Genomic DNA, 15,824 nt, shown 5'->3' with positions numbered 1-15,824 from the left:
ATATATAAAAATTAAAAAAAAGAAATATATGCAATAATTTGATTATTATAAATATTTCCATATTTTCAACTCCTTATTTTTATCATATATTTACAGTTGTTAATTAAAAAAACAGTTAAATAAATAAAGCCATTTTTCCCTATGATAATTGACCAATACCATGTAAAATTCCTGCCAAAATTGCATAACAGGATGCAAAAACAATGCTCTGTGTGGCAATGAGCAAACTTGAGGCTATGTATGTCAAAAAAAGAAGATATTATTAACACTGCTTTAAAACTCTTTAATTCGCATAGCTATAATTCGATTGGGGTTGATCGTATTATTAGTGAATCTGGCGTAGCCAAAATGACATTCTATAAATACTTCCCATCAAAGGAAAAATTAATCGAAGAATGCCTACAGCAACGTAATATCAATTTGCAAACATCATTAAATGCCTCACTATCCGCTTGTGATCCAAATGATTACATGAGTCAACTCAAAACTATTTTTAAATGGTATGAAGCTTGGTTCAACAGTGAAGATTTTAATGGCTGTATGTTTCAGAAAGCTTTGGAAGAAGTGATTAAGATTTACCCATCAACATTAGAACCGGCAACAAAATACAAAATTTGGTTAACCACACTTATTCAAGGTTTGCTGACCAATATTGGTATCCGAAACCCATCTCATCTTGCGACATTAATCGTAAGTATCTTGGATGGGATGACCATTCAAGCACAAATTAATAGACATTCTGTTGATATGGATGAATATTGGATGCGAGTTGAGCATTTAATTGCTTTCGAAAAAGCGTTGCCTTAAGTCAGCGCTTTTTATAAAAATGAGTAAAAGAGAAGAAAAAAGTAAAGCGTGATTTATAGTTATTAGAATATCTCACGCTTGCGTCTGAGTCGGAAAGAATAATAAATATTATTACCCTCTGGCGGTCGTACAAATTGCACATCCCGATCCTTTTTATGCAGACAGATCATTCTGTCTTGTTTAAAAGTATACACCTATAAGTAACTTTCGCAATCTTTTTTTTAAATTTTTTATATTCTTTATTTAAATTAATTACATATTTTTATTGTTTAGTTTATTTAAAAGAAAATCAGTTTTTCCAATCACAATCAAAAAACAAGAAAAGTAAACTAAATCTCTTTTTCCGTAAAATTACCAACTCGCGATTAAAATTGAGTTCACTTATCATTTTTTCTTATATACATCTTCACTAAAAACCATTGCATTTATCCACTTTTACTACATTTTTACCTTTTAGCCATTTTATACTAAACTTTAGTGCAGTTAGATGAGGTGAATATGCAAACAAGTCTTGAGATTGAAGCAATGAGAGAATCAGCAAGTTCAATAGTAAATGTGCTTAAATCTCTAGCTAACACAGATCGTCTAATTATTTTGTGCCATTTAGCTAAACAAGAGTTAAATGTATCTCAGATTGAAGAACAAACTCAGATTTTCCAGCCGACCTTATCTCAGCAGCTGATGATGCTAAGAAAAAGCAAAGTTGTCTCAACACGTCGTGAAGGAAAGCAAATTTTCTACTCCATTAGTGATCCTAAGTTACAAGTTGTGTTAACAACATTGTATGAGAACTACTGTCCAAATATTTAACGTTCATAAAGTTAGATTTAAATTTTAAGCTATTGGCTTTTCCTGCATAATATCGTTATAACGATATAAACTTTGATATGCATGAAAAAAATAGATTTGAGTATAAGCACTCTTTTTCCAGCTTTTAAATGGCTAAAAACGTATCAAATATCGAGCTTTAAATCCGATTTGATTGCTGCTTTTATCGTTCTCGCAATGTTAGTACCACAAGGTATGGCTTATGCGATGCTTGCTGGTTTGCCACCTGTTATGGGTATTTATGCAAGCATATTGCCGATGATTGTTTATGCTTTCACTGGCAGCAGCACTACGCTATCGATTGGTCCTGTTGCAATCATTTCGATGATGGTCTTTGCAACACTAAATCCATTATTCCCTGTCGGTAGTCAGCAATACATCGAAGCGGTTTATCTATTGAGCATGATGGTAGGAGTAATCTCGCTAGTTCTAGGATTATTGCGCTTTGGTTTTTTAATACAATTGATTAGCCATCCAGTTATTCAAAGTTTTATCATTGCTTCTGCATTACTGATTGCTCTCGGGCAACTTAAGTTTTTATTAGACATACCTCTTCAGTCAAATAATATTCCTGAATTTATTTCTAGCTTAGTCAAACATATACAAGAACTTAGCTTAATCAGTTTGATTTTCAGTTGTGCCGCCATATTAATTTTAGTGTTTTTACCAAAATTTGTGCACTCAGTTTTCCTGGCTCGAATTATCCCATTAATCGTTGTTATCTCATCGATCATTATCGTTGCAATATTTGATCTGGAACAAAATAGTTTAAAAACCGTCGGCACTATCCCGAGTGGTTTACCACATTTTTATTTTCCGTCATGGGGTTCTGAGCTTGCTTTTAAGCTCTTACCTAGCGCGTTTATGATTGCCATGATCAGCTTTGTAGAATCTCTTGCAATCGCTCAGGCCACTGCTCTACAGAAACGTGATGACTTAAATAGTAGTCAAGAACTCATTGCTTTAGGATTCGCAAACATCGCAGCAAGTATTAATAATGGCTTTGCGGTTTCAGGTAGCTTGTCACGCACTGTGGTAAATAGTGATGCAGGTGCAAAAACACCGATTTCAGGCATCCTCTCCTCTCTCACTATGATTTTAGTCTGCTTGTATTTTACAGGTATCTTTGAAACTCTTCCCCTAACAGTATTAGCCGCTACCATTTTAGTCTCCATTTGGAAACTCATCACTATCGCTCCCTTTATCGAAACATGGAAATATTCAAAGGCAGATGGTTTTGCGATGTTAATAACCTTCCTCGGTGTAACATTTATTGATATTTCTACAGGTCTGATTATTGGTATTGGTCTTACTTTTATCATGTTGCTATGGCGTGTCAGCCGTCCACATATAGCTGTGATCGGTCTGATAGAAGGAACTCAACACTTTAGAAATGTATCACGCTATGATGTCATTACTGTTCCGACTATTGCCTCTTTTCGTATTGATGAAAACCTAAGCTTCTTAAATGCACACGTATTAAAAGGCTATGTGATTACTGAACTTAGTCAAAATGCAGAAATCCGACATGTGATTATAAATTGCTCAAGCATCAGCAACATCGATCTTAGTGCATTAGAAATGTTGGAAGAGTTAAATAAGGAACTCGCGCGTCTTAATATTAAACTACACCTGTCTGAAGTGAAGAGTCCTGTGATGGATCGTTTAAGAAGATCAAAGCTTGTGGATGAACTAACAGGTGAAATTTTTCTTTCGCATTATCAGGCAGTTCAAAGCATATCTCCTATTGAAAAAAATTAAGAGGACAGTAATAAATGCTGTTTTTTTATGCAAAAAGATAAAATGCTTTCTGATAAAACATTTGCAAAAACATTATGTTAATTTTTACGCAATTTTTTAAGTAATTCATCATCAAAAAAAATTTTATTATTCAGGGTGCTTAGGTATAGAATACGGCGCTTGTTTAACCTTAAACCGCACATGGGTTTGTAAGGCCTTTATATGTTTAGTGTACTGTCTCGCTTAAGTTTAGTTACCAAAATTATTATCGCTATTTTTTTAGGAATTGGCGTGGCAATGCTGTTTCCTAACGTTACACCTTATTTAAGTTTATTGGGTGAATTGTTTATTAAAGCTTTGAAGTCTGTTGCACCCATTTTAGTTTTCGTGCTTGTGTTATCTTCAATTGCGAATTTTAAAGTTGGACAGCATTCAAACTTAAAACCTGTCATGACCCTCTATGTAGTCGGTATGCTACTCGCTGCATTTAGTGCAGTGATTGCAAGTATTGTTTTCCCGAGTCAGTTGTTTCTTCATCTAACTACACAATCAGAACTACAAGCACCTGGTAGTTTAGCTGAAATCTTAAAAAATCTTCTTTTAAGCTTTATTGCAAACCCAGTACAAGCAATTAGTGAAGCAAACTTCATTGGAATTTTAGCTTGGGCAATTGGTTTAGGCATCGCATTGCGTCATAGTTCTGATACAACCAAAAAAGTACTTACAGATGTTGCAGATGCGGTCAATAAAATCATTCATGTTGTTATTGGATTCGCTCCAATCGGTATTTTCGGTTTAGTCGCTGTTACTTTTGCTGATGCAGGTTTGGCTACTCTTTCAAGTTATGCCCATTTACTTATGGTACTTCTTGGTACGATGTTCTTCGTTGCTCTTGTAATTAATCCAATTCTTGTTGGAATTACAATGCGCTCGAATCCTTATCCATTAGTTTTCAAATGTTTGAAAGAAAGTGGTATTACTGCTTTTTTCACGCGCAGCTCAGCAGCGAATATTCCTGTGAATTTAGATTTAGCTCATCGTTTGGGTGTCAATGAAGCAACTGCGAGTGTTTCGATTCCTTTAGGCGCTACTGTAAATATGGCGGGTGCAGCTGTAACCATCACTGTATTAACATTAGCTGCAGTACATACGTTGGGTATTCACGTTGATTTAAGCACAATGCTTATTTTATCAGTTGTTGCCACAGTATCTGCTTGTGGTGCATCTGGTGTTGCTGGTGGTTCTTTATTGCTAATCCCTGTTGCATGTAGTCTATTTGGTATATCATCAGAAGTCGCAATGCAAGTGGTTGCTATTGGTATGATTATTAGTGTTTTGCAGGACTCAACTGAAACTGCATTAAACTCATCGACTGATGTTTTATTCACTGCTGCAGTAGATTTTCGTAACCGTCAATAATCGTAGGTTATTATGCCTTTACAACGTTTACCAAACTGGATTCAAATCGGTGCTTTTTTATTGGCATTGAATGCAGGAATGGTAAACGTTTTAGGTTTATTTACCGTTCTTCATCAATCTGTTTCTCATATGACTGGAAATGTCAGTATGCTTGCAATGAGCTTACTGGACTGGCAACCTGACCACTTTATTTACTTAGCTTTAGTCGTTATTTGTTTCGTTATTGGTTCCTTTTATAGTGGACTGATTTTAGGAAATAGTAATGTGACTTTTGGTCACCATTATGGATTTCCGCTCAGTCTTGTTGCTATATTTTTATTCCTCACATGGCTGCTCCTCCCTTACTTTCCTCGTTATGGTCTTCTTTGGGCTTGCGTTGCAATGGGTGTTCAAAATGCAATGGTTAGCCATTACAAAGGAGCAATCATTCGCACCACACATCTGTCTGGAGTTTTGACAGATATTGGTTTGACAATTGGCTACAAAGTTCGAGGTTTAAAAATTGAAAATAGGCGTATTTTTTTACATTTTCTAATTTTTACGGGTTTTTTAGTGGGTGGATTGATTGCCAGTTTGCTTTATCCTTATTTAAAATTACAAACTTTTCTCATACCTGCAGGACTGAGTCTTGTATTAAGTATGACTTATTGGATCGTTTATTTTCGCTCTTCATCACACTCAGATTTGGATTGAATTATGGTAAAAAATGCATTACAAGCTCAATTGCTTAAAGCGGGCTTAGTTGATAATAAAAAAGCGAAGAAACTAACCAAACAAGCTCAGCACGAACAGCGCACTGGACAAAATGATGATGCTGAATTAAAAGCTGAAATTGATCGTGCAAAACAAGAGAAATTAGCAAAAGATCAGGCATTAAATTTAGAAAAGCAAAAAATTCTTGAAGAAAAAGCGTTGAAAGCCTCGATCATTCAAATGATCAAACAACATAAAGTTGAAAATACAGAGGGTGATATTGCTTATCAATTTATTGATGAGAACAAGATCAAAAAAGTTTACATCAATCAACAAATTTATAATGCGCTGGTATCAGGTTCTCTTGTTGTCGCAAAAAATCAGGAACAATACGCTTATCTACCAAAGGCTTTAGCCGAGAAAATTGATCAAAAAATGCAAGGCTTCATTTTGGTTAATAATAAAGATGAGAAAAATGACCAAACTACAGATGAAGAAGATCCTTACGCAGCATATGTGATACCTGATGATCTGATGTGGTAATTGAATGTAATAACACCTTACAGTTCGTATATAAACTGTCAGCAAATTATCAGAATTCGATTCAACACCTTACAATTCTCGCATTAAAGAATTTTAAGGTGTTTTTATTTTGAATTATTTTAATTTTATTAGCGATATTCGAACTGAATTGAGCCAATACCCTTGGCTAGAAATGTTAGTCGCATTATCTATTCTGATTTTCTTTGCCGCTTTGGCAAACTTTATTGCTAAAAGAATTATCGTTCGTGGTATTAGACATTTAATCACCAAATTAAAATCACCAAATCAATCAATCTTTGCGCAACACAGTATTACTCGTCGCTTTGCAAATATCGTCCCTGCTATTGTGATTATGAATGGTATTACGACCATTCCGCATCTCCCAGCCAAAGTGATTACATTTGTACAAATGGGTGCTCAGGCATTTATTTTCCTGACTCTAGCCTTAACGGTTAGTGAAGCACTCAATATTTTTAACTTACTTTATCAACGTAACCCAAAATCCAGAAACAAACCCATCAAAGGTTATCTTCAACTCATCAAGTTAATCCTATTTGTCGTTTGTGGTCTGATGATCCTAGGCACCTTCCTCAAAAAAGATGTATTTACTTTATTGGCTGGATTTGGTGCGATGGCAGCGGTGTTAATGTTAGTTTTCCAAAACACGATTCTGTCATTAGTTGCTAGTATTCAAATATCTTCTTATGACATGGTGCGCATTGGTGACTGGATTGAAATGCCATCACTAAACGCTGATGGTGACGTAATTGATATGTCATTACATACTGTGACGGTACAAAACTTTGATAAAACGTTTACTACCATCCCAACCAACAAACTTGTGACTGATACATTTAGAAACTGGCGCGGGATGAGTAACTCAGGTTGCCGCCGCATAAAACGTTCAATTTTTCTTGATCAAAGCACTGTTCACTTTATGACAGATACAGAACAACAGAAGTTAAAAGAGTTTTTATTATTAGATCAATATTTAGATGCAAAACAGTCTGAAATTGATGAGTTTAACAAACAACTCAGCAATCAATCGCAATACAACAAGCGACGTTTGACAAATGTTGGTACATTTAGAGCATATGTTGAATTTTACTTACGTCAACATCAAGGTATCGCACAGCATCAAACTATTCTGGTGCGTCAGTTACAACCTACAAGCGAAGGACTACCTTTAGAAATTTATGCATTCACCAATACAATTGCATGGGCTTCTTATGAGGCAATCCAATCTGATATTTTTGATCACTTAATTGCAATTATCCCAGAGTTTGGACTGAGAATTTATCAAGCTCCATCAGGACATGATTTTCAAGCTTTGAATCATCAAAATACAAATAACGTTGAGCAAATAGTTTAAGGTACCCATATAAAAATAACCTGAAAGGTGTAGTAACTATACCTCTCGGGCTATTAAGTATTTTAAAGTCAGTTTAAGCTCTTTTAAACTAAGACAAATTTAACTCTTCATCTTTAGTAAGCGTAATTGCTGTGAGCATAGGTATACCTAAAATTACAGGAACGACAATAATCCATAAATCCGTAACGATTTTCTCGGAAAAGAAAAAGTGAATTGAAAGTGCTGTAATAATTAAGACTGAAAATAAAACAGCGACAAATCGAACCGTAAACTTTAACAACATATTCTTTATCCTATTCAGTTTTTGTATTTCACTCTCAGTATATACCCCTCTGATGAATCAATTTTGGTTTTTTATCGCATAGTTTTAATAAAACAAAAGTTAGATTCAATAAAATCTTGATTTTGAGTTGATCCATCTACTTGGCTGCCTATTTTTATCATTAGACACTAGGAAATGATGCTTATTCGTCCTCAAAGCACATGGAATGCAACTTGATGCAATGCTAAAAATGATGCATCAAAATAATTCGTAATTTCATTTGGGTGACATATATGATTTTAGAAAGCCACCAAATCAAAGCAAGAAAAGTGCATTTCGACTTCTCAGAATCTTCAGTGTGCTGGATGAAAAACGATCCACTTTGTTCTCATGTGGCAAATGGAATCAACATGCTTTTACCTGCTGGTGAATTTTGGTTTTGTCGCGTATTTAATAAAACCATCCCTCTCATAACAGATGAAAAATTAAAAGAAGATGTTATTGGATTTATTCGCCAAGAAGCTACTCATGCTCGCGCTCATGAAAATGTACAAGATTTTTTAAGGGAAAATGGCTACGACGTTCAAGATCAACTAAATCGTGCCCACTTCTTATTTAATATACTTTTAGGTGATAAGCATTTGGGACTTCCAATACTTAGAAATAAAGCACTTGAAGAATATTGGTTATTATTCCGTGTTGGTATTATCGCTGCGATTGAACATTTCACTGGAACTATTGGTCAATGGACACTAGAAAGTAAGTCTTGGGATTCAGCAGACCCAGCGATGGCTGATTTGTTTCGTTGGCATCTAGCTGAAGAAGTAGAACATCGTTGTGTAGCCTATGATTTATTTGAGCATCTTGTAAAAAATAAATTTGGCTTCTATCTATCTCGTCAAGCGATCATGATGGTGATCTTTCCTCTGTTCATTTATCTACTTGCTGATTTTGCCCGTGGTTTAGCAACTCAAGATTTAGAGAATGAGAAAATGCAAAAGCTCGTTCGCCAAAGTTTCTTTAATTTCATTCGCGAGTTTGAAAAAACTGCGACTCAAACAGACCATCTTCCTACGATTAAATATTTGTGGAAAGCAACGCTACGCTGGGTTTCTCCGAAGTTTAATCCTGTCGATGAAGGCAATACAGAACAAGCATTGGCATATATGGCTCAATCTCCTGCCGTCAAGTTCTTTGAGCAACAAGACCATCGCTCAAAAGTCAGTTAAGGTTTAAGTTTAGATCAAAACAAAAAAGATAATTTAAAGTAGACTTTAAATTATCTTTCCTCCCTTGCAATGGTAAATTTAGTTTCACTTAATTACGGGCTATAACTTTATCAATTTTACCATTCGTTATCATTTTTGCCTTTTGTGATTTTCTATACATTTTTTCTGATATGCTACAGGTTGAAGTTGAGTTAGTACTTTGGGTCAAGGGGAAAGTTTAGATGTTGCAATGGTTTGAGAAATTAGTTGATCCTTATCCAACAAAAGACTTAAACAAACCATTACCAACCACTTTTTTTGCCTTTGTTTGGCAAGCCACTGAGGGCGTTCGACCTTTTTTATTTTTACTGATTTTATGTGCTGCAGCTGCTGCTTGTTTTGAAGCTTTATTTTTTTCATATATCGGAAAACTGGTTGATTGGCTCAGTAAAAGCCAACCAGATACCTTTCTAGCAACAAATCAACAGAATCTGACTATCCTTATTAGCATTTTATTTGCGAATATATTTTTTGTAAGTATTCAATCAATTATTAAACATCAGGTTTTATTTAGTAATTTCCCAATGCGTATGCGTTGGCGCTTTCACAATTTACTCTTACAACAAAGTTTAGATTTCTTCCATACGGATTTTGCAGGTCGACTCTCTGCCAAAGTTATGCAAACAGCTTTAGCTGTGCGTGAATTTTGGATGATTTTAGGCGACATGTTGGTCTATGTACTTATCTATTTCATTACGATTAGTCTTGTACTTGGCTCAATTTCGCCTGTACTTATTGTTCCATTACTTTTATGGTTGGCATTGTTTATCGGTATCGCGAGCTACTTTATTCCTCGACTAGGTCGCGTCTCTCAAGAGCAAGCCGATGCACGAGCTGTGATGACAGGACGTGTTACTGATGCATACACCAATATTCAAACAGTGAAATTGTTTGCACATGCTGGTCGTGAAAGCCAATATGCAAAAGAATCCATGAAAGAATTCATGGTGACTGTTTATAAGCAAATGCGATTGGCTGTCAAATATCAAATCTGTATTCGTCTTCTTAGCGCATTTCTCTTTATTAGTGTTATTGGTACATCAGTTTGGCTTTGGACCGAAGGCCAAGCTGCACTAGGCGTAATCGCGGCCACAACCGCAATGGTACTTAAACTTGATAGCTTAGCTGAGTTTATCATGTGGCATGTCACCATGCTTTTTGAGAACGTAGGTACGATTCAAGATGGTATGAAAACATTAGGTAAGCCAATCGAGATTCAAGATAAACCAGATGCGACTGAACTCAAAGTCCCTCATGGTGAAATTAGTTTTGAAAATGTCAGTTTTGCTTATAACGAGAAAAACGTTATTGATCACTTTAATCTAACCATCAAACCTGGTGAGAAAATTGGCATTGTAGGTCGATCAGGAGCAGGAAAATCAACGTTAATCCAACTGCTTCTACATTTTTATTCGATTCATCAGGGTCGTATTCTTATCGATAGTCAAGATATCCATCAAGTGACTCAAGATAGTCTCCGTGCAAATATTGCACTGGTCACCCAAGACACCTCTCTACTACATCGCACTGTTGCGGAAAATATTAAATATGGTCGACCAAACGCTACCCTTGATGAAGTATATCAAGCAGTTAAAAAAGCAAAGGCTGATGAGTTTATTCCTCAACTAAGTGATCAAAAAGGTCGTGTAGGCTTCGATGCATATGTGGGTGAACGTGGTGTCAAACTATCAGGTGGACAACGCCAACGTATTGCAATATCGAGAGTTTTCCTCAAAGACGCCCCTATTTTGATACTTGATGAAGCAACCAGTGCTTTAGATTCTGAAGTTGAAGCCGCAATTCAAAGCAGTTTAAATGACTTGATGGTAGGCAAAACGGTTATTGCAATTGCACACCGATTATCTACTATTGCACAAATGGATCGTCTCATTGTTCTTGATCAAGGCAAAATTGTCGAGCAAGGCACACATGAGCAACTCATTGCAAATGATGGCTTGTATGCCCAACTATGGAAACGTCAAACAGGCGGTTTTCTTGTTGAGCAACGAGTAACTCAGCAGGATAAAGAATAATGTTGTATTTAGAAGATTTGAAAATTGGAGATCGTTTCATCAGTCGTGAGTATGAAATGACACTTGAAGAAGTTAAACAGTTTGCAAGTCAATACGACCCTCAACCCTTTCATCTCGATGAACAAGCAGCAGCTCAACATCCAATTTTTCAAGGCTTAGCTGCAAGTGGTTGGCATACATCAGCCGTAACGATGCGTCTTTGGACTGAGTGTTTCCCTATTGCAGGCGGTTTACTGGGTTCAGAGTCAAGTTTACGTTGGCCAAGGCCAACACGGGTTGGCGATAAAATCCATGTGGAAGTTGAAATTACTGCAATTGTGCCATCAAAAACCAAAAATGATCGTGGTATCGTCAGCTACGTAACACAGGCTTTGAACCAACACGGTGATGTGTTATTAATATCTACTACCAAAATTATGGTTTTTAGAAAACCTTCTTGATTTTTGAACATTTGGTGACTCTCTTGTCCAACAATTTTTATGATTCAATCTTTTATTTCATGCAAATATGTTCGAGACCTAGATGTTTAAAAGATATGGGCAAAAATTGATGAGCGCCACGGAAAGCACATGAAAACAACCTCAACTCGTCAAGATCAAGGAATACCAGGCGTTTACGGCTTATTGCTATTAGATGTCGTTTCACGTTGGGGATACAACGATGAAACTTTATTTGCTCCATTTCATTTGACTAGCGAACTTCTAGCAGATCCTAACTATAGAATTCCAACACCTGTAGCAAACGAATTAGTAAAACATGCATTACGCCTGACAGGTGAAAGTACACTTGGCTTTCACTTAGGCACACAGATGCGTATTTCAATTCACGGTTTTATTGGCTATGCCATTATGACCGCACATGAAATTACTGATGCGATAGCCCTTGCGAGTCGTTTCATCCAATTACGCTTACCTTTTTTACAACTTTATTTCTCGACTTTTGGTCCCAAAGCCACCCTACAACTGCAATGTGATATTGATTTAGAGCCACTCAGAACGGAGATTATTCTAGGGCTGACGATTGGCATCATGACCATGGCAAAGGCATTAACTGGTATTGAAGATCTTCAAAGTGAAGTGGATCTAGATTTTCCAGAACCCGAAGGTTTTGATAAATATAAAGACAAGTTGAATAGTACGATCCGTTTTAACCAGCCACATTTAATATCGAGTTTTGATAAAAAATATCTTGGTTTAAAAATGGTGAATGCTGATCCAATCGCAAGCCAAATCGCAATTAACCAATGTGAATCTGAATTATCAGCATTGGGTGAGCGTCGTCGTCTAGCGATGCGTGTTCGTGATATTTTAACCAATTCTGAGCAACACTATTTAAGTATTGAGAGTGTTGCAGAACGCCTTCATATGTCTGACCGTACCCTCAAACGACAATTAGCTGCTGAAGGAACATCTTTTTCAACACTAGTCGATGAAGTTCGATATCGTCATGCGACTTCTCTGCTCTCCCGAACAGATTACAGTTTGGAACAAATTGCAGATGAATTAGGTTATTCTGATGTCGCTAACTTCAGTCGTGCATTCAAACGCTGGAGTGGTCGTAGTCCGAGTAACTGGCGCAAAGACCCATATTTGTAATATTTTCAGTGCATCATTTATTGATGCTTTTGTTTTTATTGAAAAACCTGTATAAAGCCAAACAAAAATGATGAGACAGATTTTTAAGGAGTTGTCATGAATCATCCAGAAGATTTGAAATATGCGCGCACGCATGAATGGGTAAGAATCGAGGGTGACCTTGTTGTTACAGGTATTACTGATCACGCTCAAGATGAGTTAGGTGATTTAGTATATGTAGAAACTCCAGAAGTTGGCAGCCAAGTTACGGCTACTGAACAAGCTGGAATTGTTGAATCTGTAAAAACAGCTTCTGACATCCATGCTCCTATTTCAGGAACTGTGGTTGAAGTAAATACTGCACTTGAAGATGATCCTGACTTTGTCAATGAAGAACCATATGGAAAAGGTTGGATTTACAAAATCAAACCAGACAATATGGCTGATGTTGAAAAATTACTTTCAAATACAGAGTATGAATCAGGTTTGTAATTTTCGATTATATTTAAAAAAACCCAGTGTTTGATCACTGGGTTTTTTATTAGATAGTTATAAAAAGTTTGATGAGGTTAAGCCCATTTACTAAAGCTAACAACTGGTGAACAAGTATTGTTCTAAAACAACTATAAATAGCCGAGTTATCGCAAGCAAAACCATGATGTTTAGCATCTAAAACTTTATAAAAACTTTTGCATAAGCATTTTGATTATCTTAAAAACTCAGAATATTAGTCATAAACTTTAATTTATAGTTCAAAATATAAGCATTTTGAGATAATAAACTGCAAAACTTCGACTTAAATCAGCTACTCAAGCCGATGCTTCTCGTATATTTTTTTAATTTTAAAAGTAAATGTTTCAACTTTGTAACAGATGTGAATACTTTGAATATTTTTCAGCCAAATAAAATACATTTGTTATGATAAAAAAGTCTAATTTATTTAATAAAGAAATTAAAATTCATACACTTAATTTAAATTACACAAACAATACAGTTCATATACACAATTATAACAGTTTTTTAAAAATCATTCGTGATTGAATCTGTGACCTTATCAGTCTTATTAGAATAGTAAATCATTTTTGGCTATTCAGATGTGATTGCAAAATTATGGATATGTAAGGACAAGCATCCATTATGAATTTTTCTAATCCCACCGTTGTTGTGTTCGTGGTATATATTCTTGCCATGCTCGGTATAGGTTTATACGCCTATTTCTCCACCAAAAACCTAGATGATTATATTCTCGGAGGACGTAGTCTAGGTAGTTTTGTCACCGCTTTATCTGCTGGTGCATCGGATATGAGTGGTTGGTTACTCATGGGTTTACCTGGTGCCATTTACTTGACTGGATTATCAGAATCATGGATTGCGATCGGGCTAATCATCGGTGCATGGCTTAACTGGTATTTGGTTGCTGGACGTCTACGCGTTCATACCGAAGTACAGAATAATGCACTAACATTACCAGATTATTTCACTGGTCGTTTTGATGATCAGAAGAAAATTTTGCGTGTCACATCTGCGTTGATCATTCTGGTTTTCTTTGCAATTTACTGTGCTTCAGGCATGGTTGCTGGTGCTCGATTGTTTGAAACACTATTCCATATGCCTTATGAAACTGCCTTATGGTTAGGTGCTTTTGCAACAATTGGCTATGTGTGTGTTGGTGGCTTCTTAGCAATCAGCTGGACGGATACTTTCCAAGCAGGTTTAATGATCTTCGCTTTATTGCTTCTTCCAATTGTGACATACATGTCATTAGGAATTGGCGCAGAAGAATTTACTGCTTTGGTAGAAACTGCTCGCCCACATGCTTACGACTTTGTCTCGAATCTAAGTTTTGTTGCGATCCTCTCAGCAGCAGCATGGGGCTTAGGCTATTTTGGTCAACCTCACATTCTGGTACGCTTCATGGCAGCTGACTCAGTAAAATCTATTCCAGCAGCTCGTCGCATCGGTATGACTTGGATGATTCTATGTTTAGCTGGTGCTGTTGGTTCAGGTTTCGTTGGTATCGCTTACTTCCAGCAACACCCAGAACTTGCTGCCGCGGTAGCAGGTAACCATGAAACAGTATTCATGGAACTCACAAAAATCTTATTCAACCCTTGGGTTGTAGGTGTAATCTTAGCTGCAATTCTATCTGCAATTATGAGTACGCTAAGCTGTCAGTTACTGGTATGTTCAAGTGCTTTGACTGAAGATTTGTACAAAGGCTTTATCCGTAAAAATGCGTCTCAAAAAGAACTCGTTTGGATTGGTCGTGCAATGGTACTTGCAGTTGCATTACTTGCGCTGGTGTTAGCTCAAAACCCTGACAGTAAAGTTTTAGGTTTGGTTGCTTATGCTTGGGCTGGTTTCGGTGCAGCATTCGGTCCTTTGATTATTCTTTCATTGTTCTGGAAGCGTATGACATTGAACGGTGCACTTGTGGGTATGGTTGTCGGTGCAGTTACCGTGATTGTTTGGAAAAACTTCTTCGGTGAAACAGGCATCTACGAGATTATTCCAGGTTTCGCATTCGCATTTGTCAGCATCGTGGTTGTAAGTTTGCTTGGTAAAGCACCAAATGCAAATGTTACTAGCCGCTTTGAACAAGCTGAAGAAATCTATGCTAGAGACATGAAATAATTCTTCAAAAAATTTAAGGGGCTTTAAAGCCCCTTTTTTTGATTCAAAATTTTGTCCTCGATTTGATTTTTATCTTCGAGCTATCCTTCACAACCTGCATCACGGGATAACTCCGTGTTTCTTTGACACCAGGTAACTGCCACAAAATCTGCCCTGCAATGCGGCGAAACTCCTCCATCCCGGCACTGCGCAATTTGATTAGAAAATCAAAGCCTCCACTCACCATATGGCATTCCACGATTTCAGAGTATTGCGTTACTGCATCAATAAAATCATCAAGTACGTTTGGGGTCGTTTTATCTAACAGTACCTCAACAAATACTAAAAAATTCGCATTAAGCTTCGCTGGATTAAGCTTTGCTTCATAGCCTAGAATAAATTCATCCTTTGTAAGCTTCTGCACACGAGCCATGACGGCTGTAGGAGATAGGTTCACTAATTCAGCTAATTTGCTGTTAGAAATTCTTCCATCTGTTTGAAGAATATCCAGAATTTTTAGATCTGTTCGATCTAATGTAGAAATAGGGCCATTCAACTGAATTTTCCTCTAAAAAATGGACTAAATATAGTGAGTTACTCGGGTTTTATTCTGTAATCATAAATTATCTAAACCTCTCTACTCAATATGTTCTAGAGATTGTTATTGGAATT

Annotated in this window: 15 protein-coding genes; 13 read left to right on the top strand and 2 right to left on the bottom strand. The window is 36.4% G+C overall.

What is annotated here, in order from left to right; translation table 11 throughout:
* Positions 1–240 precede the first annotated feature (240 nt).
* From IRT38_RS10100 to IRT38_RS10070, 7 genes are all read left to right on the top strand, one after another.
* Positions 241–807 carry a TetR/AcrR family transcriptional regulator gene (locus IRT38_RS10100; RefSeq protein WP_112987636.1) on the top strand — a complete coding sequence of 189 codons (567 nt, stop codon included), beginning with the start codon at positions 241–243 and terminating at the stop codon, positions 805–807.
* A gap of 498 nt (positions 808–1,305) precedes the next feature.
* Positions 1,306–1,617, top strand: coding sequence for an ArsR/SmtB family transcription factor (locus IRT38_RS10095; protein ID WP_004915442.1), 312 nt, complete (start codon positions 1,306–1,308; stop codon positions 1,615–1,617).
* An 81-nt stretch (positions 1,618–1,698) separates the two neighbouring features.
* Complete coding sequence (locus IRT38_RS10090; protein ID WP_194597607.1) at positions 1,699–3,396, top strand: SulP family inorganic anion transporter; 1,698 nt, start codon at positions 1,699–1,701, stop codon at positions 3,394–3,396.
* A gap of 201 nt (positions 3,397–3,597) precedes the next feature.
* Complete coding sequence (gene sstT / locus IRT38_RS10085) at positions 3,598–4,794, top strand: serine/threonine transporter SstT (protein ID WP_194597606.1); 1,197 nt, start codon at positions 3,598–3,600, stop codon at positions 4,792–4,794.
* Positions 4,795–4,806: 12 nt separating this feature from the next.
* The gene (locus IRT38_RS10080; RefSeq protein WP_004954688.1) at positions 4,807–5,487 is read left to right on the top strand and encodes a YoaK family protein; all 681 of its coding nucleotides are present in this window, start codon (positions 4,807–4,809) and stop codon (positions 5,485–5,487) included.
* A gap of 3 nt (positions 5,488–5,490) precedes the next feature.
* Positions 5,491–6,030, top strand: coding sequence for a DUF2058 domain-containing protein (locus IRT38_RS10075; RefSeq protein WP_194597605.1), 540 nt, complete (start codon positions 5,491–5,493; stop codon positions 6,028–6,030).
* A gap of 109 nt (positions 6,031–6,139) precedes the next feature.
* Positions 6,140–7,402: a mechanosensitive ion channel family protein gene (locus IRT38_RS10070; protein ID WP_194597604.1), complete on the top strand. Its 1,263-nt coding sequence runs from the start codon at positions 6,140–6,142 to the stop codon at positions 7,400–7,402.
* Positions 7,403–7,490: 88 nt separating this feature from the next.
* On the opposite strand, the gene IRT38_RS10065 is transcribed toward IRT38_RS10070, so the two are convergent.
* Positions 7,491–7,685 carry a hypothetical protein gene (locus IRT38_RS10065; protein ID WP_005402717.1) on the bottom strand — a complete coding sequence of 65 codons (195 nt, stop codon included), beginning with the start codon at positions 7,683–7,685 and terminating at the stop codon, positions 7,491–7,493.
* A gap of 272 nt (positions 7,686–7,957) precedes the next feature.
* Here IRT38_RS10065 and IRT38_RS10060 point away from each other — a divergent pair, with 272 nt between their 5' ends.
* The 6 genes from IRT38_RS10060 (at position 7,958) to putP (ending at position 15,173) form a co-directional block, all read left to right on the top strand.
* Complete coding sequence (locus IRT38_RS10060) at positions 7,958–8,893, top strand: metal-dependent hydrolase (protein WP_194597603.1); 936 nt, start codon at positions 7,958–7,960, stop codon at positions 8,891–8,893.
* 221 nt (positions 8,894–9,114) lie between these two features.
* A complete protein-coding gene (locus IRT38_RS10055; RefSeq protein ID WP_194597602.1) occupies positions 9,115–10,965 on the top strand; it encodes an ABC transporter ATP-binding protein in 1,851 nt (616 codons plus the stop codon).
* Positions 10,965–11,405: a MaoC family dehydratase gene (locus IRT38_RS10050; protein ID WP_004954698.1), complete on the top strand. Its 441-nt coding sequence runs from the start codon at positions 10,965–10,967 to the stop codon at positions 11,403–11,405. The genes IRT38_RS10055 and IRT38_RS10050 overlap by 1 nt, the downstream gene beginning before the upstream one ends.
* 129 nt (positions 11,406–11,534) lie before the next feature.
* Positions 11,535–12,560 (top strand): AraC family transcriptional regulator, encoded by a 1,026-nt coding sequence (locus IRT38_RS10045; RefSeq protein ID WP_194597601.1) that lies wholly within the window; start codon positions 11,535–11,537, stop codon positions 12,558–12,560.
* A 96-nt stretch (positions 12,561–12,656) separates the two neighbouring features.
* Entirely contained in the window at positions 12,657–13,031 is a 375-nt protein-coding gene (gcvH, locus tag IRT38_RS10040; RefSeq protein WP_004915409.1) for a glycine cleavage system protein GcvH, read from the top strand.
* Between the two features lie 645 nt (positions 13,032–13,676).
* Positions 13,677–15,173 carry a sodium/proline symporter PutP gene (gene putP, locus IRT38_RS10035; RefSeq protein WP_004954704.1) on the top strand — a complete coding sequence of 499 codons (1,497 nt, stop codon included), beginning with the start codon at positions 13,677–13,679 and terminating at the stop codon, positions 15,171–15,173.
* A 43-nt stretch (positions 15,174–15,216) separates the two neighbouring features.
* Here the strand turns inward: putP and IRT38_RS10030 are convergent, their stop codons facing one another.
* A complete protein-coding gene (locus IRT38_RS10030) occupies positions 15,217–15,708 on the bottom strand; it encodes an Lrp/AsnC ligand binding domain-containing protein (protein ID WP_194597600.1) in 492 nt (163 codons plus the stop codon).
* Positions 15,709–15,824: the final 116 nt, after the last annotated feature.

Source organism: Acinetobacter sp. SK-43 (assembly GCF_015351505.1).
GTDB classification, from domain to species: Bacteria; Pseudomonadota; Gammaproteobacteria; order Pseudomonadales; family Moraxellaceae; genus Acinetobacter; species Acinetobacter junii.
The sequence above is the reverse complement of the archived record's forward strand: the minus strand, read 5'-3'. Positions and strand labels throughout refer to the sequence as shown.